Source organism: Halonatronum saccharophilum DSM 13868 (assembly GCF_000517025.1).
Lineage (GTDB): Bacteria > Bacillota > Halanaerobiia > Halobacteroidales > Halobacteroidaceae > Halonatronum > Halonatronum saccharophilum.
Genome location: NZ_KI912097.1, coordinates 8843 through 32541 on the forward strand (window position 1 = coordinate 8843; position 23699 = coordinate 32541).

The 23699-nt window shown below is 34.8% G+C and carries 18 protein-coding genes and 1 riboswitch; of the genes, 16 read left to right on the forward strand and 2 right to left on the reverse strand.

Annotated features, from left to right (window positions below; translation table 11 throughout):
- The 3 genes from HALSAC_RS17285 to tkt all read left to right on the forward strand — a co-directional run.
- A partial coding sequence (locus tag HALSAC_RS17285; protein WP_035571855.1) for an efflux RND transporter periplasmic adaptor subunit occupies positions 1–677 on the forward strand: 677 nt, incomplete at its 5' end.
- Positions 677–3790, forward strand: coding sequence for an efflux RND transporter permease subunit (locus HALSAC_RS0111315; RefSeq protein ID WP_027340347.1), 3114 nt, complete (start codon positions 677–679; stop codon positions 3788–3790). The genes HALSAC_RS17285 and HALSAC_RS0111315, both read left to right, overlap by 1 nt.
- A 295-nt stretch (positions 3791–4085) precedes the next feature.
- Positions 4086–6056, forward strand: coding sequence for a transketolase (gene tkt / locus HALSAC_RS0111320; RefSeq protein WP_027340348.1), 1971 nt, complete (start codon positions 4086–4088; stop codon positions 6054–6056).
- Positions 6057–6112: 56 nt separating this feature from the next.
- Here the strand turns inward: tkt and HALSAC_RS0111325 are convergent, their stop codons facing one another.
- Together HALSAC_RS0111325 and HALSAC_RS0111330 are read right to left on the reverse strand one after the other, a co-directional pair.
- A complete protein-coding gene (locus tag HALSAC_RS0111325; RefSeq protein ID WP_051412199.1) occupies positions 6113–6979 on the reverse strand; it encodes a DUF4349 domain-containing protein in 867 nt (288 codons plus the stop codon).
- Between the two features lie 148 nt (positions 6980–7127).
- The gene (locus tag HALSAC_RS0111330; RefSeq protein ID WP_027340350.1) at positions 7128–8258 is read right to left on the reverse strand and encodes an aldo/keto reductase; all 1131 of its coding nucleotides are present in this window, start codon (positions 8256–8258) and stop codon (positions 7128–7130) included.
- A gap of 260 nt (positions 8259–8518) precedes the next feature.
- Between HALSAC_RS0111330 and HALSAC_RS0111335 the strand changes: the two genes are divergently transcribed.
- The 13 genes from HALSAC_RS0111335 to hcp all read left to right on the forward strand — a co-directional run bounded on the left by HALSAC_RS0111335 (position 8519) and on the right by hcp (position 23639).
- Complete coding sequence (locus tag HALSAC_RS0111335; RefSeq protein ID WP_169730096.1) at positions 8519–9775, forward strand: DNA/RNA helicase domain-containing protein; 1257 nt, start codon at positions 8519–8521, stop codon at positions 9773–9775.
- 234 nt (positions 9776–10009) lie between these two features.
- Complete coding sequence (locus HALSAC_RS0111340; protein ID WP_027340352.1) at positions 10010–11281, forward strand: efflux RND transporter periplasmic adaptor subunit; 1272 nt, start codon at positions 10010–10012, stop codon at positions 11279–11281.
- Positions 11282–11321: 40 nt separating this feature from the next.
- Positions 11322–12539: an ABC transporter permease gene (locus HALSAC_RS0111345; protein ID WP_027340353.1), complete on the forward strand. Its 1218-nt coding sequence runs from the start codon at positions 11322–11324 to the stop codon at positions 12537–12539.
- Positions 12532–13221 carry an ABC transporter ATP-binding protein gene (locus HALSAC_RS0111350; protein WP_027340354.1) on the forward strand — a complete coding sequence of 230 codons (690 nt, stop codon included), beginning with the start codon at positions 12532–12534 and terminating at the stop codon, positions 13219–13221. The genes HALSAC_RS0111345 and HALSAC_RS0111350 overlap by 8 nt, the downstream gene beginning before the upstream one ends.
- Positions 13222–13424: 203 nt before the next feature.
- The gene (locus tag HALSAC_RS0111355) at positions 13425–15455 is read left to right on the forward strand and encodes an EAL domain-containing protein (RefSeq protein ID WP_245579496.1); all 2031 of its coding nucleotides are present in this window, start codon (positions 13425–13427) and stop codon (positions 15453–15455) included.
- 157 nt (positions 15456–15612) lie between these two features.
- Positions 15613–15900: an ArsR/SmtB family transcription factor gene (locus HALSAC_RS0111360; protein WP_027340356.1), complete on the forward strand. Its 288-nt coding sequence runs from the start codon at positions 15613–15615 to the stop codon at positions 15898–15900.
- Between the two features lie 131 nt (positions 15901–16031).
- Positions 16032–17693 (forward strand): FAD-dependent oxidoreductase, encoded by a 1662-nt coding sequence (locus tag HALSAC_RS15835; RefSeq protein WP_035571857.1) that lies wholly within the window; start codon positions 16032–16034, stop codon positions 17691–17693.
- A gap of 74 nt (positions 17694–17767) precedes the next feature.
- Positions 17768–18094: a rhodanese-like domain-containing protein gene (locus HALSAC_RS0111370; RefSeq protein WP_051412201.1), complete on the forward strand. Its 327-nt coding sequence runs from the start codon at positions 17768–17770 to the stop codon at positions 18092–18094.
- A 76-nt stretch (positions 18095–18170) separates the two neighbouring features.
- A riboswitch (Lysine riboswitch) is annotated at positions 18171–18347 on the forward strand.
- 90 nt (positions 18348–18437) lie between these two features.
- Positions 18438–19982, forward strand: a complete 1545-nt coding sequence (locus HALSAC_RS0111375) for a Na+/H+ antiporter NhaC family protein (protein ID WP_027340358.1) — start codon at positions 18438–18440, stop codon at positions 19980–19982.
- A 122-nt stretch (positions 19983–20104) separates the two neighbouring features.
- Positions 20105–20302 carry a DUF1858 domain-containing protein gene (locus tag HALSAC_RS0111380; RefSeq protein ID WP_027340359.1) on the forward strand — a complete coding sequence of 66 codons (198 nt, stop codon included), beginning with the start codon at positions 20105–20107 and terminating at the stop codon, positions 20300–20302.
- On the forward strand, positions 20303–20878 hold the full coding sequence (locus tag HALSAC_RS0111385) for a hemerythrin domain-containing protein (protein WP_245579470.1): 576 nt from the start codon (positions 20303–20305) through the stop codon (positions 20876–20878).
- 161 nt (positions 20879–21039) lie between these two features.
- Positions 21040–21672, forward strand: a complete 633-nt coding sequence (locus HALSAC_RS0111390; RefSeq protein WP_027340361.1) for a hypothetical protein — start codon at positions 21040–21042, stop codon at positions 21670–21672.
- A gap of 311 nt (positions 21673–21983) precedes the next feature.
- Positions 21984–23639 (forward strand): hydroxylamine reductase, encoded by a 1656-nt coding sequence (gene hcp, locus HALSAC_RS0111395; RefSeq protein WP_027340362.1) that lies wholly within the window; start codon positions 21984–21986, stop codon positions 23637–23639.
- Positions 23640–23699 lie beyond the last annotated feature (60 nt).

The window sequence follows — 23699 nt, forward strand, 5'->3', positions numbered from 1 at the left end:
ATATAGCTGAAGAAGGAGCTACAGATGAGGAGATTAGAGGGCTTAGAGCTCAAGTTTCTCAGGCCCAAGCTGGGTTAGAAAGTGCAGAGTTGATGCTTGATAGGTCAGAGGTTAAAGCTCCAATTAGCGGGGTTGTAGTTGGTGTAGAAGTAGAGGTTGGAGAGATAGGTGGTATGGGTCCAGCTCTTTTTATTGCAGATATTGATAATATAAAAGTTATGACTTATGTAAGTGAAAGAAATATAAATAAATTAAGTGCTGGCGATGAAGTTGAGATCTTCTTTAGAGCTTTAGAGAAGAGTTTTGAAGGAAATATTAGAAGTATTAGTCCAGTTGCAGATAGGCAACGAGGGAACTTCCCAGTAGAGATCACTATTGATAACGAGGATAATTTGATTAAAGCAGGGATGTTTGGAGAAGTAGAATTTATTACAGGTAAGTATGAAGATGTAGTTGTAGTACCACAAAGTGGAGTTTTAAGAAATGGAAAAGATAGGTATGTATACTCTTATAATGATGGTGATGCTATAAGAAAAGAAGTTAAGACAGGATTTTCAACAGGTGATTATATAGTGATTGAAGAGGGGTTAGAAGTTGGTGATCTTTTGATAGTTAGAGGTCAAGAAAATATTGATGAAGGTGATAAGGTAGAGATAGTAAGTCGGGGTGGTAATTAATGAAGATGTCTGACTTTTCAGTTGATAGACCAGTAACCATTTTGATGATGGTCTTATTGGTAGTAGTGGTAGGTATTGTGTCATTAAATCGCTTACCTTTAGATTTATTTCCAGATTTGGATCTTCCTTATGTAGCCGTTATAACCAACTATGAAGGTGTTGGCCCGGAAGAGATTGAAAATTCGATAACTAGACCAATAGAAGAGCGAGTAGGTACTGTTGATGGGGTTAAGGACATATACTCTATGACCAGCCCAGGAACTTCTTTGGTTTTAATAGAGCTTGATTGGAGTGTGGATGTAGATTTTGCTACCTTGGATATGAGAGAGAGTATATCTTTAATTGAAGATTTTCTCCCTGATGAATCAAATAAGCCAATGGTTGTAAAGTTTGATCCAAGTCAGATGCCTATTATGGAGATAGCAATTTCAGGAGATATGGGCTTAGATAGATTGAAGTCAATAGGTGAAGATAATTTCAAACCATCTTTAGAGAGAATTGCTGGGGTTGCTTCTGTAGATGTAGTAGGTGGTTTGGAAAGAGAAATTCAGATAAATGTAAATCAACAAAGAATGAATGCTTATGGTCTTGATTTAGATACAATTGCTGGAGCTATTAGCCAGGCCAATTTAAATCTTTCTGGTGGTTCAATTAATGAAGGTGACAAGGAGTTTTTATTAAAGACTGTTGGAGAATTCCAAAGTGTAGACCAGATTAGAGATCTAGAGATTATTGGGCCAAGAGGAAATAAGGTGGCCTTAGAAGATGTAGCTTCTATTGAGGATAGCTTTAAAGATGTAAATCAATATACCTTTCTAAATGGGAAGGAGAGTATTGGTCTATCGATTCAAAAGCAAAGTGGAGCCAATACTGTACAGGTAGCTAATGAAGTAGAGAGAGAGTTAAATAGATTAGAGGAGAACTTTGGTCAAGACCTTAACTTAGAGGTAGTTATGAATCAAGCCGAGTTTATCCAGGATTCTATTGATAATGTAACTAGGAATGGAATTATCGGTGCTCTATTGGCCATGTTGATATTATTCTTATTCTTAAAGAACTTTAGAAGTACAATAGTTATAGGTACAGCTATTCCAGTTTCAGTTATGGCAGCCTTTGTTCTAATGTACTTTGCAGATTTAAGTTTAAACTTGATGACCTTAGGTGGAATTGCCTTGGGTATAGGAATGCTTGTGGATAATGCTATAGTTGTGTTAGAGAATATTTACCGGCATCGCCAAGAGGGGATGGGTAGAATTGAAGCAGCTAAGAAAGGGACTAGTGAAGTAGGTACGGCCATCTTTGCTTCTACCTTAACTACAGCTGCAGTATTCTTGCCAATTGCTTATGTTGATGGTTTTGCTTCTAGGATCTTTGGAGCCTTAGCTTTAACAGTTACCTTTGCTTTAGTTGCTTCTTTATTGGTAGCTTTGACTTTGATACCTATGTTATCTTCAAAGCTATTAGTGGTAAAGAATAAAGTTGCAGATATAAAGGATGAATTGGACTTTGGCCCAATTACTAAGGGGTACCAGAGAGTTCTAAAGTCATCTTTGAGGTTTAGATATTTAATAGCAGCATCTTTGGTTTTAGGGTTGATTTTATTTGGGGTAGGATTAAGTTTAGAAATAATTCCTTTAAATGCTGAGTTTATTCCTGCAACTGATCAAGGTGCTTTGAGGGTGAATATAGAGATGCCTCAGGGTACAAATCTAGAAGAGACTCTTAAAGCAACCCAAGAAGTAGAGGGATATTTGGATAATATAGTCGAAATCAACTCCTATGATAGTAGAATTGGAGGGGGAGGATTCTTAGGGTCTAGTTCTGAATCTAACACCTCTAGAATAGCAGTTAACCTAGTCCATTTAAGTCAAAGAGATAGAAGTACTGTAGATATTGCAGAAGAGATTAGAGAAGAGGTAAGAAATATAGCTGGACCCCAAATTAGAGTAAATCCACAGACAGATATGTTTGGTGGTGGCGGAGGTATGGATGGAGCACCAATTATGCTACACATCCAAGGCCCAGATTTAGAAGTTCTAGCAGACCTTTCAGACCAGATAGCTAATCGAGTAAGGGAAGTTGAAGGAACAAGAAATGTAGATACAGGTATAGGTGAGGGTCGACCAGAGGTTCAAGTAAATATTAGAAGAGGTATTGCTAGACAGTTAGGATTTAGTGAAGCCCAGATTGCTAATGCTGTAAATAACTCAGTTAGTGGTAGGGTTATCGGTAATTACAAAGAAGGTGGAGAAGAGTTTGATATTAGATTAAGGTTAGATGAGGATGATGTTAGAACGATTAATAGGTTAAATGACCTTAAGATTACTTCGCCTGAAGGGATTACTGTTCCTTTAGCCCAGGTTGCAGATGTTGAGGTTGTAGAAGGGCCAACAGGAATTGATAGAATGAGCCAACAAAGGTTGGTAAGTGTTTCTACTGATCTTTATGGAAGGAGCCTAAGTGAGGTAGAAAGTGATATTAGAAAAATCCTTAGCGATTTAAATCTTCCTGATGGTTATACAATAGAATATGGTGGAGAGGTTCAAGAGATGCAAGATTCCTTTAGTGATCTATTCTTTGCTTTAATCATGGCCATAGTATTGGTTTATATGATTATGGCTGCTCAGTTTGAATCATTAATCCACCCATTTACCATTATGTTTACAGTACCATTAGCCTTAGTTGGAGCATTATTAGGCTTGGCTATAACTGGTGCTCCTTTGAGTGTACCTGCTATAATTGGGGTAATTATGTTAGCTGGTATTGTAGTTAATAATGCCATTGTAATGGTCGATTATATAAATATTCGTCGGAAGAAGGAAGAACGTCAAGAGGCCATCTTAAATGCAGGGCCAATCCGTTTAAGACCGATTATGATGACTACGTTAACAACTGTATTAGGTTTGCTTCCTTTATCTCTAGGAATTGGAGATGGAGCTGAGGCTCAACAACCAATGGCAGTAGTAGTTATTGGAGGTCTATTATTCTCGACAATCTTGACTTTGATTGTTATTCCAGTTATCTATTCAATACTTGATGATATTACAAGCTGGATTAAAGGTAAAGTTAAGAGGGTGCTTTATAAGAGTGAAGATGGTTTATCAGTTAAATAGGGTTAAATAAGGGGAGGGCGTTGGCCCTTCTCTTATTCTTTGATAATTAAATAACTAACTTGACTCTTTACCCACTTCTGGTAAAATATAAAAGAGTTTGAGAACGGTATTTTGTAAGAGAGATCTATTAATTTCTAAAAACTTTGATTATAGATCTAAATTTGTGGTAATAATAAGTACATAGGCTTTCATTTCTAATTTATTTAAATAAAGTCTTACAATTTTGTTGAGATGTGTTATAATAAAGGGGAATTATTATCCAAAAGGTGTTAAAAAACATAAAGGAGGATATAAAATGTTAAAAGATGTTGCTAATGTAGTTAGAGGTTTATCAGCTGATGGTGTACAGGAAGCTAATTCTGGTCATCCTGGTTTACCTTTAGGTTGTGCAGAGATAGGTGCTACTTTATATGGTGAGGTAATGAATTATGATCCTAAGGAGCCAAATTGGCCAAATAGAGATCGTTTTATCTTATCAGCTGGACATGGTTCCATGTTGGTTTATTCTTTATTACATTTATCAGGTTATGATTTAAGTTTAGAGGAGTTAAAGAACTTTAGACAATTAGATTCTAAGACTCCAGGTCATCCTGAATTTGGACATACTGTAGGGGTAGAGACTACTACTGGTCCATTGGGCCAAGGGTTTGCCAATGCAGTTGGTATGGCCGTTGCTGAGAGAATGATGGCTGAGAAGTATAATACTAAAGAACATGAGGTTGTTGATCACTATACATATACATTAACTGGTGATGGAGGTATGATGGAAGGTATCGTTGGTGAAGCTGCCTCTTTAGCTGGACATTTAGGTTTAGGAAGATTAATTGCTATCTATGATGATAATGAAATCTCTATTGAAGGAAGTACAGATATTACCTTTACAGAGGATGTACCTGCTAGGTTTAAAGCCTACGGATGGCATGTAGTAGATGGTGTAGATGGACATAATATAGATAGTATTAAAGCTGCCATTGAAGAAGGAAAGAAGGTTAGTGATAAACCTACTTTAATCGTTGCTGAAACTAAGATTGGATTTGGTTCTCCTAACATGGAAGGATCAGCTAAAGCTCATGGTGCTCCTTTAGGAGAAGAAGAGCTTAAGAAGATGAAGGAGAATATAGGTCTTCCTGCCGAAGAGAGGTTCTATGTATCTGATGAGGTTAAGGAGTTCTTTGCTCAAAAGCAAAAAGATCTTCAAGAGAAGAGAAAAGCTTGGGAAGATAAGTTTAATCAATGGGCCAAAGCCAACCCAGAATTGAAAAAAGAATGGGATAGTGCACATAACCTTGAATTACCTGATAACTTTAGAGAGGTAATTGAAGGGTTAGATATAGAAACTCCAGTTGCATCTAGAAACTCTTCTGGAGCATCATTACAAAAAATTGCTGATATAGTTCCTTATTTAGTAGGTGGATCTGCTGATTTGGCTCCTTCTAATAAGACTTATCTTGATAAGTATGGAGAGATTCAAAAAGATGAATATGGAGGGAGAAATTTCCGCTTTGGAGTTAGAGAGCATGCTATGGGAGCAATGGTTAATGGGATATCCATTTATGGTGGATTGAGAGTCTTTGCATCTACCTTTTTGGTATTCTCAGATTATATGAGATCTGCTATTAGAATGTCTGCTCTAATGAATCAACCAGTAGTTTATGTTTTAACTCATGACTCAGTTTATGTAGGTGAAGACGGGCCAACTCACCAACCGATTGAACATACTGAATCTTTAAGATTAATCCCTAACTTAAGCGTTATCAGACCTGCTGATGAAGAGGAGACAAAAGCTGCTTGGATTCAAGCTATGGAGAGAACTGATGGACCAACAGCTCTTATCCTGACTAGACAAGGACTACCACATATCGAAAAAGAAGATAAAGAAGGAATCTACAAAGGTGGTTATGTAGTAAGTGGAGAGGCAGATTCAGATGTTGTCTTGATTGCTAGTGGTAGCGAAACTTCTTTAGCTGTTGAAGTTGCTAAAGGTCTAGAAAGTGAAGGAAAGAGTGCTAGGGTAGTCTCAGTTCCTGATAGAAGAAAGTTTGTAAGCCAAGGTTTAGAGTATGTAAATGAAGTTTTAGGTTCAAAGGATGCTCTAAGGGTAGCTATGGAGATTGGTGTTGGTCAAGGGTGGTACCAATTCTTAAGAGAAGGCGATTCTTTAGTAAGTATCGATACCTTCGGTGCTAGCGGGCCAGGGCAAGATGTTGCTAAGCGCTTTGGATTTGAAGCAGAAGCTATAATTAAGGACATATTAGAGAAATTTTAATAGAGTACTAAAAAGAGAAGTTCACAATTGTGAACTTCTCCTTTTTAGTATATAATTTATTTTCTTCGCTTTTTTAGTATCTTATAAATTATAGTACCTATTACAACAGTTAATAGTAACCAAGGTATTATAAAGCCGATGAAGATTATTATCAAATGAATACTTCTAATAAATCCGTCTACTGAATATTTAAAACTATTAAGTAATCCACTACCTAGCCCGTCATTGATAATTGGCTGAGGTGGGCTGATATTTAAATTGATTTTAGACATATCTACTCTATTGTCATAAAATCTAATCTGACCTTCTAACTGTTCAATGCTTCTTCTTATCCGGTTGAGCTCATTTTCTACTTTTAAGATATCCTCTACCTTTTCTGCTTCATCTAAGAGTTCAAGGTATCTCTCTTCTTGGTGTTTAAAGTTTCTTAATCGAGCTTGAATATCTACATATTCTCTAGTAATATCCTCTCCACTTATCTCTTTGCTCTTAACTTTGCCTAAATCTCTTAACTCTGCTAAAGTAGTATCAAAGTTATCCTGGGGTATTCTAAGGGTATAATGATAATGCTTTCTTTGATTATGATCCTCCCACTCTCTTGAGCTAGAGATATGACCATTATAGTTATCTAGTAGAGCACTTAATTCTTCAGAGGCATTATCCAGGTCTTTAACCTCTAGTTGGATGTTGGCCCGTTTAATTAATTTTTTTTCTTCTCTATTTAGGCTGTCATTAGAAATTTTTCCAGTTGATATCCTACTAGAAGATTCAGGCGAAGCTAGCATTGCCATCTGAGGTGCAGGCTGATCTGTAGCTATAGTACTACTAGAGGGTTTAGTTAACCCTGAAATCGAATTACAAGCTGAAGTAAGTGTCATTACCAAGAAAAGAGATAATAATAACTTTAATTTAGTTGTTTTCATAAGATTGCTCCTTTTTATGTTATTGAGGGGAAGCCCTCTAATCTTTATAATACTATTTTTTTTGGTTAAAGACAAGTTATTAGTAGATTAGATTGATGTAAATTTTACTAATTTAAGCTGATTATAAGAAGATTAGTTATTAGACAATTTACTTATTAAAGTAATTGTCAATTTTTTTGAGAAGTTTAATTATCTGTAGATTTTGGGGACAGATATCTTCACAGGATCCACACTCTACACAAGCTGATGCTCTTTCATCAGGCTTTATATTATTATACTCCTTTGTATTCTCTTCTTCTTTATCATAAATTTTGCCTTCGTTATAAAGATTAAAGATATTAGGGATATTTACGCCAACAGGACAAGGGATACAGTACTCACACCTTGTACATCCAATGGGGGCTAACTCCCTATATCTTTTAGAAATCTCCTCTACTAATTCGATTTCTTCTGAACTTAAATTATTTACTCCTGAGTTTGAAGCGCTTTCAACATTCTCCTTTACTTGCTGTAGATTACTCATCCCACTTAATAAGAATCCAACATCTCCTTGATTCCATAGCCATTGTAAAGCTAAATCAACATAGCTTCTTTCTGTATTGCTCTTTTGATAGATATTATCTATAGAAGGTGGTGGAGTGTTAGCAAGTTTTCCACCTTTAAGAGGCTCCATAATTATTACTCCAATATCCCTTTGAGCTGCGTAGTCAAGTCCTTTCTTACCAGCTTGAAAATCTATATCTAAGTAATTGTATTGGATCTGACAGAAGTCCCACCCAGCATAATCGTTTATAATCTCTTCAAATAATTTATAGTCATCATGGAAGGAGAAGCCTATATATTTGATTTTGCCTTCTTTTTTTACTTTTTTAATCCACTCAAAGACTCCAAGCTTCTTATAATTATCCCAATATTTACGGTTTAGAGCATGTAATAGATAGAAGTCTATAGAATCTAACCCTAATTTTTTTAATTGCTTGTCTAAGTATTTCTCCATATCATCTTTATTATTAATTAGCCAGGAAGGTAATTTAGTAGCCACCTTTACTTTTTTCCGGTAACCATCTTTTAAAGCTTTGGCTACCAAAGGTTCACTTTCTCCATTATGATAAGGCCAAGCCGTATCTACATAATTGACTCCATTATCGATAGAGTAGCGGATCATTTCAATTGCTTCTTCTTCTTTTATATTACCATCTTTGTCAGTTGGAAATCTCATGGCACCAAAGCCTAAGGCTGAAGGTTTCCAATCTAACTTGCCAAACTTTCTGTACTTCATTATATATAACCTCCTTAGTTTTATTATCCTTGTTTATTATTATAACATTTATTAGCAGATAAGAGCAATCAAGATATAGATTCTATTTAACTATGTCAGTATCAGTATTTTTCAATTCAGCCTTTTAAGAAGATTAGGATAAAAGGTATGTTCACATAGTTCTCAGGGCGCTGCAAAAAAAGAGGAGTTTAAAATTATTTATTTAATAGTATATAGTATATTAAGATAGAGGGAATAATTTTAACAGGGGAGAGTAAATGATGGCATTTAAATTACATAAGTGTAATAGTAATAAAGAGAATTTAGACTATTTAAAGGGGTTAGTATATTTCAATCAGGTAAGGGCCAAAGAAAAAAGGTTAGTCTTTGTCTGGGGTGTAGGAGGGGCTGGAAAAACTAATCTAGCTTTAAATCTTCTTTGTAATTATAATGATTATAGATTAAAAGAGGATAATAATCCATTGTCGGCTATTTATTTATCTAGAAATGAAGCTCTAATAGGATTTTTAGAGGAGAAATTAAAGAAAAAAGAGTATCTTAGGACCTTAAGGGACTTTAAGTTTGAGTATAGGGGTAATCCTAAGGTTCCCTTTGAAAATTTAATTATTATAGATGAAGGCGAGCGACTTTGGGATGCGAAGAAGTTAAAGGCGCGCCATTCAGATGGAGAGATTCTTTTAAGAATTGGAGAGAAGGTTTATAAGGATAAAGAAAATATAACAATTATTTGTTTTATGGGTGATGCAGGTATTAATAGTGGTGAGGAAGAAGGGGTAGGTTTGTGGACCAAGGCTTTAAAGAGAGGGTATCTTAAGGGGTGGAATCTTTATTTACCACCAAGGTATAAAGAAGAGTTTAAAGATTTAGAGCCGATAGTAGATGATATAATAGTGGATGAGAGGTTGGCCCTTAATAAATCCCTAAGAGCTAATGGTGTCGATACAAGCCCTTGGATAGAAAGTTTTTTAGGTGGAGATTTTGTTAAAGCTAAGGCGGCTTTGGCTAGAATGAATAATCAAGGTTATCCATTAAAGGTGACACGTAGTTTTATTAAAGCTAAGAGCTTTGTTGAAAGAAAAGTTAAAGAAGATGAGAATCTAACTTGTGGTCTTTTGATTTCATCTAAAGTCTGGGATAAAGAGATCAAAGAGTATATAAATGATCGTAGATACTATGGAAGTTTTATCGAGCCTAAAGAGGTTGGGTTATGGTTTGAAGAAGAGGCTAAGAGCTTTAAAAAAGGCTGTTCTGAATTCTCTTGTCGTGGTTTAGAGATAGATTACCCAATAGTCTGTTTTGGTGGAGATTACTACTATAATGGTGAAAGTTGGGAAATAGAAGAGAGTATAAGTAGGTATCACAGAAGTAAGTATAAGAAATTTCCTAAAATTATGGAGAACATATATCGGGTCTTGTTATCTAGAGCTAGTAGAGAAATGCTTCTTTATATACCCAAGATTTCTAGGTTAGATAGGACTTACAAAGCTCTGCTTTCAATTGGAGTTGAAGAGATATAATCAGATTGAATAGAAGAGGACTAACGAAGAGGTATAAGTGCTTTTACCGTTGGTCTTCTTTATTTTTGTTTGATATTTTAAATAAGGGATAGTCTATTTTTTAAAAGAGATTTGATTCTAGAAAAGAATTAGTTTATAATACTAATAAGGATTATTGTTATTAATTACTTTTATATGCTAAAATTTCATCTTTAAATTATCTTGAAAGTTAAATTATAGTAAGGAGGGTTAGAGATGAGTAAAAAGAGAATTTTATTTCTAGTAATAATAATAGCTTTAGTAATTATATTTAGTAATTATATTTGGAGAGGTGAAAGTGGAGAGGGATACTTTGAAGTTAAGAGCAAAGAAGTAAATAACTCCTTAAGAGCGACTGGCATTGTTAAACCAGCTAAAACTATAAATATAAACTCAACCTTAGCAGAGAAGGTTAAGCAAGTAAAAGTAGAAGCGGGACAAGAAGTAAAAAAAGGAGACCCATTACTTTATTATAGATCTTCTATAGCAGAAGAAGAGCTTAACAAAGCTGCTGCTACATTAAGGGAGTTAGAAGGAGATTTATTGCTTGCAGAGATTAGAGTCAAAGAAGCTAAATTAGGAGTAGAGTTGGTCAAAAGAAGGCAAGAAATCTCTAAAAGAGTAGAGGATGCTTCGCTAAAAGAGGAGATTAATAGAGTAGATATCGAGATAAATAAAGCAAAAGATGACCTAAAGAGGGTAAAGAAGCTTTATGAAGATGGCGTTATTGAAGAGATTAGGTTGAAAGAAGAGGAACATAGGCTTAAACTCTTAGAGTCTAATAAGAGATTACTATCTACTCAGCTTGAAGAATTATATAGACGTAGAGATGATAGACTTAAAGAAGGTGAGATTAATTTAGAAATAGCTCAAAAAGATCATAGTAGGGTCAAAGAAAGCTATAGGAATTTAAGTAATAGAATTGATATCTACAAGTCAGACTATCAAAGGGCCAAAGCGAACCTTAAAGAACATAAAGTTTATTCTCCTATTAACGGAATGGTACTTAATAAAGAGGTTGAAAGTGGAGAATATATAAAACCAGGTGTTCAAATGCTAAAGATCGGCTCTAAGGAGTTACTTATTCGTATTCGTCCAGATGAGAAAGAGTTGGGTCTTTTGGAGGTAGGTCAGGAAGGTGTTGCCACTCCAAGGGCTTATCCAGATCAGAGGTTTAAAGTTAAAGTTGTTCGTATTTCACCAGAAGTTGATCCTAATCGTGGCACAATAGATATCTATCTAAAACCCTTAGAAGGGGAAGAAAATTTAATTGTTAATATGTCTGTCTTCCTTGAACTAACTAATGAAAGTTCTAAAGAAGAGATAATTATTCCAGAAGAGTATATAGTCCAAGATGGCCAACCCTATATTTACCTTTACCAAGAGGGAGAAAAAGTAAAGAAAGAGGTTGAAATAGGGTTTATAAATAACGGGATGGCTAGAGTTATTAGCGGTTTAAAGGATAGGGATAAAGTTATTTTACCTTGATATAGTAGTATAAATTTAAAAAGATGGTGGGGTGAGGTAAGTGTGGTTTGAGTTTAAGGTTGCAGTTCGTTTCTTGAAGTCTGGTAAGACCCAGACTTTATTAATTTTATTGGGAATTACAATTGGTGTTATGGTACAGGTTTTTTTGGGATCTTTAATCCAAGGGTTGCAAAAGAGCCTTGTGAACCAAACAGTAGGAAATGCCCCTCATATTACAATTATACCTCAAGAGAAGGGGCCAGAAAATCTTATTTCGCCTCGGGGTGAAGAAGGTTTTAGAATAATCACTTTTGATAGTAATAGAGGTGGGATAGGTCGTTGGCGTAGTTTAGAAGAATACTTAAAGAAAGTAGATGGTATTAAAGCTGTATCTCCTACTATAGATGGATCTGCTTTTGCTTTAAGAGGGCAGAAGTCCCTTTCTGTAATTATCAGAGGGGTTGATATTAATGCTGCAGACCAAATTTATGATATAAGTGATAGAATAGAAGCAGGAGACCCAACTTTAGGTGGAAATAATATATTGATCGGTAATGAATTGGCTAAGGAACTGAATTTAAGTGTTGGGGATAATCTAAATATAAATACGTCAATGGGAATAGATGATAATTTTATAATTGCTGGTATCTTTGATTTGAGATCTAAAGATTTAAATAAAAGTTGGATTATAATATCTCGTGATCGGGCCCAGACCCTTTTTGATCTTCCAGATCAGGTTTCTAATATTGAATTACAGATTAAAGATGTCTTTACAGCCAATGATATAGCCAATATAATAATGAGTGAAAATACTAATATTAATGCAGAAAGTTGGCAAAAAAATAATCAGCAACTTTTAACAGCGTTACGGAGTCAAGGAAGTTCTAGTTTGATTATTCAAATTTTTGTGATTATAGCTGTGACTTTAGGTATAGCTAGTGTATTAGCAGTATCAGTATTACAAAAATCAAGGCAGATTGGGATATTAAAAGCTATGGGGATAACATCATCTCGTGTTGGATTGATCTTTTTGATTCAGGGAGGAATTTTAGGAACTATAGGGTCAATTATTGGAACTGCTGGTGGTATTGGCCTTAGTCAGCTCTTTGTGAATTTAGTTAGAGATGAAATGGGTAATCCTCTTTTTCCTATTGACATAGACATTGCTTTTATTTTGATATCTATCTCTATTGCAATACTGGCAGGAATGATAGCAGCCTTAATACCTGCTAGAAATTCTGCAAAATTGAATCCCGTTGAGGTGATAAATAATGGCTAGGATAATAGTTGATACTAATAAATTGGTTAAGGTCTATGGAAAAGATATTAAAAATGAGGTATTACATGGGATATCTTTAAAGATTGAAGAAGGGGAGTTTGTCTCGATTATTGGCCCTTCGGGGTCTGGTAAAAGTACGCTTTTGAATATTTTAGCGGCATTGGATAGACCTACATCTGGTAGAGTAAATGTTAATGGTCAAGAAATAGACAAGATGGATGATAAGCAGTTGGCCTTATTTCGTAACAGTAATATGGGTTTTGTATTTCAGTTTCATCACCTTTTACCTGAATTTACTGCTTTAGAGAATGTGATGATTCCTAATTGGATTGCCAAAGGGTCTCCAAGTGATGAAGTAAAGCAGCGAGCTATTAAATTATTAGATTTAGTAGGGTTAAAGGAATATGAAGACAATTTAGCCACACAGCTGTCTGGAGGTCAGAAACAGAGGGTGGCTATTGCTAGATCATTGATGAATAATCCGCCTATCTTATTTGCAGATGAGCCAACAGGAAACCTTGATACAGAGAGTACAGATAAAGTATATAAGTTATTGCGTAACATAAATAAAGAATTAGGAACTACTTTTATTATCGTTACCCATGATAAAGATATTGCTAATAGAACTGATAGGGTTATTGAAATAGTTGATGGAAATATAAAGAGGGATTTTTTTATCTAAACAAGGGATATATTGTAGAATGGAGAAGTTAATATTTAAGTACTTGATTTTTAATCTATGAAAGCTCCTATGTGGTAGGTTATTGTAAATGAAGGCTAGCTTATAATTATGTAGAAAGAGGGTGAGCTGATATATTAAATATTAAAAAGTTTAGTATTAAACAAAGGATACTTTTGGGAATAGGAATGAGCTTTATAGTGTCAATGTTATTGATTTTAGTAATGGTTATATATCAGTTTGAGAATTTAAGAGCAGATAGTCATCAGGTATTATCTGAGGAATTACTAAATCAAAAAAAAGATAAGTATAAGTTATTAGTTCAAACTCGTGCAGAACTTCTTGCTCAGCTTTACCAGCAAAATGGTGGTGATATCTTTAAAGAAGATATAGAATCTATATTTGCTAGATTTAATGAAGAATCAAATTTGGAAGATAATTATTTCTTTATTTATGATTTAGATGGCAAGACAGTATCTTTACCACCAACTCCACATTTAGAAGGAACTAACAGGTGGGATTTAGAAGTTGAAGGAAGGAATTTGCTTCAAGAGATGTCAAAATTAGCTCATAACGGTGGTGGAGAAATAGAGTACCCCTATACAAATCCAGTTACTGGAGAAATAGAGATGAAGTTTGGGTACATAGAACCTATTAGAGATACAGATTACTTTATTGGATCTGGAGGATATGAATCTAGCTTTTATACTATTTTAGATAAGATTAAATTAAAGATAGTAGAGATTAGACGAGGTATAATCTATTCTATCCTAGTATTATTTTTTATAATTAGTACTATTATGATGATAATAATAATTGATATTTCAAATTATATAAAGAAGAATATAAATGTTATTATCGAAGGCTTTAAAGAGGTAGGAAGAGGGAATATAGAATTTAAGTTAAAGAATAAATCTAATGATGAGTTTCAGCAGTTATTTTCAGGTTTTAATAATATGTTAAAACAGATAAATTATTTAACCTATAATGATTCTTTGACTGGTCTGCCTAATATAAAATTTTTACACAATAGATTTAAAGCAGATTATGAGAGTTGTAAATGTTTTAAATATATCTTTACTTTAGGTTTAAATAATTTTGATATTATAAATAGCAATTACGGATATAAGGTTGGAAATGAGTTATTAAAGAAAGTATCAGATAGATTAATAGATATTCTAGATGAAGATATATTGATAGCACGTAATGATATTGAATTCATATTCTACTATAAGACAGAGTTAAAAGAAGAGGATATCCTAATCTTTGGCAATAAAGTACTTGAAAAATTGAGAGTTCCTTATGATATTGACAATAATCACATATACTTAGAACCTCAGCTGGGGATTTCTTATACAAAGAGAAGTGATATTTCTTTTGATGAATTAATAAACAAGTCAAAAGTGGCTTTACATTTTGTTTATGCAGATAAAAATGATCTATTAATCCACAAGGCTTATATGGAGGGGAAGCTATCAGATAGGGTTGATTTAGAGTCTAAAATGAGGCAGGCTATGAAAAGGGAAGAGTTTCTGTTATATTACCAGCCTATTATTAATATAAAGACCAATAAAGTAGTTGGTTTAGAAGCTCTGATTAGATGGGAATCACCTGGGTATGGATTAATTTCTCCAGGTAAGTTTATTCCTGTAGCTGAAAGCACAGGTCTTATTATCTCCTTAGGAAGTTGGGTTTTAGAGAAATCTTGTGAAAAATTAAAAAGCCTTGAAGAAAAGGGTTATAGTGATATGTTTATATCAGTTAATATTTCGCCAAAGGAATTTCAACACCCAGACTTTTTAGAGAAGGTAGAGCTAATAACAGAAGAGACAGGGATAGATCCAAATAATTTAAAGCTAGAGATGACAGAAAGAACTACAATTGAAGATGTTGAATATACTATAGAGATGCTTAATAAATTAAGGAGTTTAGGTTTGAAGATTGCTATAGATGATTTTGGTACAGGCTATTCTTCTTTGGCTTATTTGAATAAGTTCTCTATTGACACACTAAAGATTGATAAAAGTTTTATTCAAAGTAAAGATAATCAAGAAATTGTAAAGGTAATCATTATGATGAGTAATAATTTGAATTTAGAGGTAATAGCAGAGGGTGTAGAGACTGAAGAACAATTAGAGTTTTTATTAGAGAATCAATGTTCGATGTCTCAAGGATATCTTTTTGCTAAGCCAATGGGAGAAGAAGAGGTTGTTGAATTTTTAGAAGACCATAATTGATAAATAAGAATCAGGAATCAATTCTTCATATAATGGAGATTGGTTTCTGATCTTTTATTTTTAAGCGGAGTTGGGTATTAATAATAAGAATAAGATTTGACTTCTATATCATTATATCGTAATATATAGATATAATGATTAATTTGGAGGGTTTAAGATGGAGGGTGCTCAGAAAAATTTAGAAAAATTAAAGGAGAAGTCTCAGGTTTTAAAGGCGTTGGCCCATCCTATTAGACTATGTATTGTCAAAGGATTGATTGAGGATGAGGGCTCTAATGTTTCTAAGATGCAAAGTTGTTTAGAGATTCCTCAATCTACGTTATCACAACACCTAGCGAAGCTTAGGAATTTGGGTATAGTAAGTGGGGAGAGAAATGGGCTAGAGATAAATTATTACGTCATCAGCGAAGAAGCGAAGAGAGTTGTAGAAGCACTATATCGCTAATGGTATCTGTATTAATAAAGATTCAAAGTGGTTAAAAATAAAAGATTAAAATCTTTTGAACTTTTTATTTTTTAAAAACTATGGGTTATTATCAATTCTTTAATTATAAAAATAAGAAAGGGTGATATAAAATGAGTAAAAAAGTATTAATCGTCGGCGGGGTGGCTGGTGGAGCTAGTACTGCTGCCAGGTTGAGAAGGATGGATGAAAAAGCGGAGATTATAGTCTTTGAGAAGGGGGAGTATATTTCCTTTGCAAATTGTGGTCTCCCTTATCATATAGGTGAGGTTATCCAAAAGAGAAGTAAGCTATTACTGCAGACTCCTCAGAAGATGAAGTCTAGGTTTAATATAGATGTCAGGGTAAAGAATGAGGTTTTAGCTATAGATAGAGAAGAAAAGAAGGTTAAAGTAAAGGATTTAAGAAGTGGTGAAGAGTACTTTGAAGATTATGATTACTTAGTTCTTTCTCCTGGAGCCAAGCCTATTAAACCACCTATTGAGGGTATAGATGGGAAGAATATCTTTACTCTAAGGGATATTCCAGATACTGATAGGATCAAAGGCTTTGTAGACCAGAATAAGCCAAAGGAAGCGGTAGTTATCGGTGGAGGATATATAGGTGTGGAGATGGTGGAGAACCTACACGAGAGAGGGGTAGAAGTATCTTTAGTTGAGTTGGCCCCGCAGGTTCTTGGTCCTATAGATTATGAGATGGCATCTCACCTCCATAACCATATGAGGGATAAGGGGGTAAAGCTCTATCTATCTGACGGTGTTCAAGCTTTTGGAGATGAAGGTAATAAGAAGGTAGTTAAGTTGAATAGTGGAAAAGAGATAGTAGTTGATCTTGTAGTCACTTCTATTGGGGTTACGCCGAATAATTACTTGGCCAAAGAGGCAGGCTTGGAGCTGGGTGTAAGAGGAGCAATCAGGGTCGATAAGTATCTAAGAACATCAGATTCTTCCATCTATGCTATTGGTGATGCTATAGAGGTAGAGGACTTTGTGACAAAGGATAATTCCCATATACCTTTAGCAGGTCCGGCCAATAAGCAAGGAAGGATAGTTGCAGATAATATAGTTGAAGGGAATAAGAGCAAGTTCGAGGGAAGTCAAGGTACAGCAATTGCTAAGGTCTTTGATCTGACAGTTGCAGGAACGGGTAATAATGAAAAGCAGCTTAAGGATAAAGGAATAGATTATATAGCCTCTTATACAAGGGCCAATAACCATGCCGGTTATTATCCAGGTGCAGTCTCTATGATGATAAAATTAATCTTTGGCCCAGAAGACGGAAGGTTACTTGGTGCACAGATTGTTGGAGAGGATGGTGTGGATAAGAGGATAGATGTTCTAGCTACAGCAATAAGATTTGAGAGAAGTGTCTTTGATCTACAGGAGTTAGAGTTGGCCTATGCACCACCCTTTGGTTCAGCCAAGGACCCTGTCAATATGGCAGGTTTTACAGCAGGTAATATACTAAAAGAGAGAATGGATATCATCCATTGGAATCAGGTTGAAGACCTTGGAGATGAAAGTATAATCCTAGATGTTAGAGATCCAAATGAGTTAGAATTTGGGGGGATAGATGGTGCTATAAATATTCCACTAAATGATCTAAGAAGTAATTTAGATAGATTAGATTCTGATAAAGAAATAGTCATTTACTGTGCAGTTGGACTACGTGGTTATATTGGAGCAAGAATCTTAATGGAAAGAGGATTTGATAAGGTCAAGAATCTAGCGGGAGGGTTTGATTTATATCAAGAAGTTAGCAAAGATAAGGGGTAAGGGATGGAGTCTAATGTTTTGTTAACAATATATCTATTATCTACTATCTGCTTTTAAGAGAGGTGGTGAAATTAATGTTAGATTTTTTATTCGGTAAGAGTAATGTAGAAAATATCTCGGCTAGAGAGGTAGAGTCAAGGTTAAAGAAGGAAGATGTACTCCTGCTTGATGTAAGAACAAGAAGAGAGTATAAGGAGGGTCATATACCCAATTCTTTAAATATCCCCCTAGCAGAGCTTAAGGGTAATTTGAATAGGATTGATAAGGATAAAGATATAATCGCTATCTGTGCTTCAGGTGCTAGAAGCAAGAGAGCAACTCAGGAGTTGATGAGTGCTGGTTATGATAAGGTCAAGAATATGTCTGGTGGGATGATATCCTGGCAGGGAAAAGTAGAGTAAATTGATTTATAAAAGGGTTGAATTAAAATAAAATCTATGCTATAATGCTCAAGTGTCGAAAAAAGTCTAAATTTAATAATAGAGTAGGGGTGCGATTGTTATCAGTATCTTTAGTGAAGGCGATAAGGGCCTAATGAGCTAAAGGGAAAGGAGTAATCGCCGAAATGATAATCTTCTTTATCACTATTATCGTTGGCCCTATGCCTAATAGGTATAGGGTTGTCACTAAGTTTAGTGGAGTACTATCTTGCTTATTATGGTTACTTATATAAGTACCCTCAGCAAATAGTGCTGAGGTTTTTTCTATTATTATGACAATTAAAATAATTTAGGAGGAGAAAGAATGGATAACTATGGTTTGATATCAGTAATACCACCGTTTTTGGCAATAATCTTGGCTTGGAAGAGTAAGGAGGTCTTAATCTCTTTATTTACAGGGGTCTTTGTAGGGGCGGTAATCTTGGCTGATTATAATCCTATAATAGCCCTTATGAGAACTTTAGATACTTATATGGTAGAAGCTTTAGCAGACTCATGGAATGCAGCTATATTACTATTTCTAATTGCTTTGGCAGGAATGGTTGGTATAATTACAAAGTCTGGGGCCACAAATGCAGTTGCTGATTTTGTTGCTCAAAAAGCAAAAACAGCACGTAAAGCACAGTTGGCTACTTGGTTTATGGGGATTCTAATATTCTTTGATGACTATGCTAACAGTTTAATTGTAGGTACAACAATGAGATCGATTACAGATAAGATGAAGATATCTCGTGAGAAGCTATCTTATATAGTAGACTCTACGGCTGCACCAGTAGCAAGTATGGCTTTGATTTCTACTTGGGTTGGTTATGAGATGGGGTTAATTCAAGATTCCTTTAGTTCTTTAGGTATTGAGTGGAATATTTATTCTACCTTTATTAGAACTATTCCATATCGTTTTTATGGTTGGTTGGCCTTATTTATGGTCTTTATAGTTGGATGGACCGGTAAGGACTTTGGTCCGATGTACGAAGCTGAAAGAAGGGCAAGAAAGACTGGGAAGGTTCTAAGAGATGGTGCTACACCTATGTCTTCTAAAGAGCTTACAGATATGGAGGTTAATAATAAAGGGAATATTAATTGGTATCACGCTTTTATACCAATGGTATCAGTAATTGTAATTGCTATGCTTGGTTTATGGTATAACGGTGGAGGATTAGAAGGTGCAACATTAAGAGAAGCCTTTAGTGATGCTGATTCTAGCATCGTTTTATTATGGGCTGCTTTTGGTGGAAGTATAGTTGCAGCTGTGATCTCTATCTTTAAGGGTAAATTATCAACTTCTGAGGTTATTGAGAGTTGGATGAGCGGGGCCAAATCACTTATGGTAGCTTGTGGAATCTTGGTTCTGGCTTGGTCATTGGGTAGTGTTACGGGTGAATTGGGAACAGCAAATTATATTGTTCAGATAAGCGAAGGGATTATCCCTCCTTTTATGGTTCCGACAATGATGTTCTTAATTCCTGCTATAATTGCCTTTGCTACAGGGACTTCCTGGGGGGCCAACGCAATTATGATGCCTTTGGCTATACCTCTGGCTTATCAATTAGGGGCACCAATGATACCAACTATAGGTGCTGTTTTGACAGGTTGTGTATTAGGAGATCATTGTAGTCCTATATCAGATACTACAATAATGTCCTCTACCTCATCAGCAGCTGATCATATCGATCATGTAAGAACCCAGCTTCCTTATGCAGTTGTTGTAGGTATAGTATCGATAATCTTTGGGTTTGTTCCAGCCGGTTTTGGTCTGCCATATTGGATGGCATTCCCGTTGTTGTTATTAGGGTTTACAACACTTTATTTAATTTTAAATTATTATGGTAAAAGAGTAGATGCAGAGTAATTATTGAAAAAGAGACCAAATTGGTCTCTTTTTTTATTTAATGTGATTTAAATCATAGTAGAGATGGTAAAAAAGGACTATACTATGTATATAGTATAAGAAAATTAAGGAGTGTGGTATATATGTCAATAAAAAAAGAAGATACTATTTCTAAGGTTCTAAAAAAATATCCAGAGACAGCAAAGGTCTTTCAAAGCTTTGGGATGCACTGCTTAGGTTGCCCAACTGCAACAAATGAATCTATAGATCAAGCTGCAGGTGTACATGGAATAGATTTAGACCAGCTAATGGAAGCTTTAAATAAAGTAGCCCAAGAATAATTGAAAAGGCAGGTGAAAGCTATGAAGACAGTTGATTTATTGGTAGAAGAACATAAGAACATAAAAAGAATGTTGAAGGTAGGACGACAGATAGCAATAGATATTATGAATGGGGCCAACATTGATTATGATGATTTTGCTTTAATAATCGATTTTATTAGAAATTATGCTGATGACCACCACCATAACAAAGAGGAAGAGGTCTTTTTTAAGAAGATGAAAGAGGAGTTAGGAGAGCCAATGGTTAGCGGACCAATCCTAGCCATGTTCTCTGAACATGATCTTGGTAGACTATTTGTAAGGAATTTAGAAGAAGCTCTAGAAGAGGTCAAGGCAGGTAATAATGATGCCAAGGTTGATGTAATAGCCAACCTAATTGCCTATACCGATCTTTTAAATCGCCATATCGATAAGGAGGATAATACTATCTATCCTTATGGAGAGAATAACTTATCCAAAGAATCTCTAGCAGAGGCAGAGGAGAAGATGCAGAGGCTAGAGCAAGATGCCGAAAGCAAAGGTGTACAGAAGAAGTATATTGATATCTTAGTTAGTTTAGAGAAGAAATATTTATAATTAGCTATCAGTCGTCAGCGAATGGTTTTTATTACGGAGAGTTTTTGTTCTTTAAAACTTGTAGGATCAACTTTCATCTAAAGATCTTAATGTTCTTAGCATTTGATTTTAGCTGATGGCTGAAGGCTGAAAGCTGACAGCTATTAAAAGGGAGTGATATGATGAGTCTTCGTTTAGGGCCAATTCACAATTGGTTATATAATCAGATAAAAGTTATCGAAGGTAGAGAAGAGAAGATAGTAAGAGAATTTACAGATAAGTATGGAGGGGGAGAGGAGATAGTCAAGCCCTTAAGAGAAAAGTATGGCCAGTTGAAAGGGGATACTCCCCTAGAAGAATTAATTGGTGATACCCATATCCATCCTTGGTTAGAAGGAGCAATAACTACTGTTCAAAGTAGAGAGAGTGCTTTAGTTAAGGAACTGGTAGAGGAATATGAGGATAAAGATTTATTACATAAGGTATATTTTGAAGATGGGCAAAGCCTTGCTCAAAGCTTAAACAAAGAGAGAGCCCTTCAATTAGAAGAAGTATTCAAATTTCTTAAAGATACTTTAGTCGAACGTATGCCATGTGATAGATTGTCTGTGGTTGAAAAAGAAGATAATAAAATTATTTGGCGTCATAATAATAAGTTACACCAAGAATTTTGGGAAGAAGTAGGAGTAGAAATAGATTTGATGCATCATCTTTATACTATTTGGATTGAAGGGTTTATCAAAGAACTTAATCCTAATATTACTTATGAGCGAGTTTTTGAAGAAGAATATTATATAGATATATTTGAAGAATAAAAATTTCTAGCTGTAATAAATTAATCGCTTTTATAAAAGATATAGAATAATTTTTTCACTATGTCTGTAAGGAAGGTTCTCTCTAAGAGATGATGGCTCACTTGAGTCATCATCTCTTAATTTCTTTACTTTAAAGTTTACTTATTGCATAGTCAATTATGAATATTAAAATATTATTAAAAAAAATAAATAATAGATAATCTATCTCTTTAAATAATTAAAATTTTCTAAGCTGTGATAGATGTCACAGACATAAAATTTTTAAAAGTTTATAATAAAGATACAAAGTAAAAAATAGGAGGGGATAGTTAATGTCAATGTTCTGTTATCAATGTCAAGAAGCAGCAGGAGGAAAAGGTTGTACAATAAGAGGTGTCTGTGGAAAGGAAGATAGTACAGCAAATTTACAAGACCTATTAATACACATATTAAAGGGAATATCTATTTATAGTGTTGAAGCTAAAGAGTTAGGTCTTAAATTACCTAAAGTAGATCACTTTGTTATGGAATCTTTATTTATGACTATTACAAATGCAAATTTCGATAACGATGCTTTTATAGAGAGAGTTAAAGAAGCAATCTCTTTAAGAGATGAAGTAAGGGCCAAAGCTGAGAAAACAGGAGCAAGCTTTGAGGATCTATATGATGGTGCTAATTGGAGTGGTGAAAGTGAGGAAGAATTCTTTGCTAAAGCAGAGGAAATTGGAGTTTTAGAGACTGAAGATGAAGATGTTAGATCTTTAAGAGAGTTAATTACTTATGGCGTTAAAGGAATGGCAGCTTATGCTGAACACTCTTATAACTTAGAAAATGGAGATCAAGAGGTCTATGACTTTATGCAAAAAGCTTTAGCTGCAACAACAGATGATTCTTTAACTGCTGATGATTTAGTAGCTCTAACTATGGAGACAGGTAAATATGGTGTAACTGCTATGGCTACTTTGGATAAGGCAAATACAGAGGCTTATGGTAATCCAGAGATTACTGAGGTTAATATAGGAACTGAAGATAATCCAGCTATTCTAATCAGTGGACATGATCTAAAGGATATGGAGATGTTATTAGAGCAGACTGAAGGTACAGGTGTAGATGTTTATACTCACTCTGAAATGTTACCAGCTAATTACTATCCAGCCTTTAAGAAATATGATCACTTTGTAGGTAATTATGGTAATGCTTGGTGGCAACAAAAAGAGGAGTTTGAATCCTTTAACGGGCCAATCCTCTTTACAACCAACTGTATAGTACCACCTAAGAAAGATGCTAGCTACAGAGATAGAATTTTCACTACTGGTGCAGCAGGGTTAGATGGTGCTACTCATATTGAAGCAGACCATAATGGTAAGAAGGACTTTAGCCAAATAATCGAATTGGCTAAGGAGTGTGAAGCTCCAGAAGAGATAGAGAAAGGAACTATTGTTGGAGGATTTGCTCATAATCAGGTTCTAGCCTTAGCAGATAAGGTAGTAGATGCAGTTAAATCTGGAGCTATTAAGAGGTTCTTCGTAATGGCAGGTTGTGATGGTAGAATGAATAGTAGAGATTACTATACTAAATTTGCTCAAGAGTTACCTGATGATACAGTAATCTTAACTGCAGGTTGTGCAAAGTATAGATATAATAAACTTGATTTAGGTGATATTGGAGGAATTCCAAGAGTCCTAGATTCAGGACAATGTAATGACTCTTATTCTCTAGCAGTAATTGCTATGAAACTACAAGAGGTATTTGGACTTGAGGATATTAATGAATTACCTATTTCTTATAATATAGCTTGGTATGAGCAGAAAGCTGTAATTGTTCTACTAGCTCTACTTTATCTAGGAGTGAAGAATATCCACCTAGGGCCAACATTGCCAGCCTTCTTGTCCCAGAATGTGGCCAAAGTTCTAGTTGAGAACTTTGGAATTGCTGGAATTGGTGAAGTAGAAGAGGATGTAGAGGCTTTTATGGCAGTGGGCAGTTGATAAAGGATAAAGAATAAAGAATAGAGCAAAGAAGTTAGGCTTTCTAAGCCTGGCTTTTTT

What these genes read in the sequence shown, in the direction of transcription:
- hcp (WP_027340362.1), top strand. Translation starts at nt 21,984, where the DNA reads ATGTCAATGTTCTGTTATCAATGTCAAGAAGCAGCAGGAGGAAAAGGT.
- HALSAC_RS0111370 (WP_051412201.1), top strand. Translation starts at nt 17,768, where the DNA reads ATGTTAGATTTTTTATTCGGTAAGAGTAATGTAGAAAATATCTCGGCT.
- HALSAC_RS0111325 (WP_051412199.1), bottom strand. Translation starts at nt 6,979, where the DNA reads ATGAAAACAACTAAATTAAAGTTATTATTATCTCTTTTCTTGGTAATG.
- HALSAC_RS0111355 (WP_245579496.1), top strand. Translation starts at nt 13,425, where the DNA reads ATGTTATTGATTTTAGTAATGGTTATATATCAGTTTGAGAATTTAAGA.
- HALSAC_RS0111360 (WP_027340356.1), top strand. Translation starts at nt 15,613, where the DNA reads ATGGAGGGTGCTCAGAAAAATTTAGAAAAATTAAAGGAGAAGTCTCAG.
- HALSAC_RS0111375 (WP_027340358.1), top strand. Translation starts at nt 18,438, where the DNA reads ATGGATAACTATGGTTTGATATCAGTAATACCACCGTTTTTGGCAATA.
- HALSAC_RS0111380 (WP_027340359.1), top strand. Translation starts at nt 20,105, where the DNA reads ATGTCAATAAAAAAAGAAGATACTATTTCTAAGGTTCTAAAAAAATAT.
- HALSAC_RS0111315 (WP_027340347.1), top strand. Translation starts at nt 677, where the DNA reads ATGAAGATGTCTGACTTTTCAGTTGATAGACCAGTAACCATTTTGATG.
- HALSAC_RS0111335 (WP_169730096.1), top strand. Translation starts at nt 8,519, where the DNA reads ATGGCATTTAAATTACATAAGTGTAATAGTAATAAAGAGAATTTAGAC.
- HALSAC_RS0111330 (WP_027340350.1), bottom strand. Translation starts at nt 8,258, where the DNA reads ATGAAGTACAGAAAGTTTGGCAAGTTAGATTGGAAACCTTCAGCCTTA.
- HALSAC_RS0111340 (WP_027340352.1), top strand. Translation starts at nt 10,010, where the DNA reads ATGAGTAAAAAGAGAATTTTATTTCTAGTAATAATAATAGCTTTAGTA.
- HALSAC_RS0111350 (WP_027340354.1), top strand. Translation starts at nt 12,532, where the DNA reads ATGGCTAGGATAATAGTTGATACTAATAAATTGGTTAAGGTCTATGGA.
- HALSAC_RS0111390 (WP_027340361.1), top strand. Translation starts at nt 21,040, where the DNA reads ATGAGTCTTCGTTTAGGGCCAATTCACAATTGGTTATATAATCAGATA.
- tkt (WP_027340348.1), top strand. Translation starts at nt 4,086, where the DNA reads ATGTTAAAAGATGTTGCTAATGTAGTTAGAGGTTTATCAGCTGATGGT.
- HALSAC_RS15835 (WP_035571857.1), top strand. Translation starts at nt 16,032, where the DNA reads ATGAGTAAAAAAGTATTAATCGTCGGCGGGGTGGCTGGTGGAGCTAGT.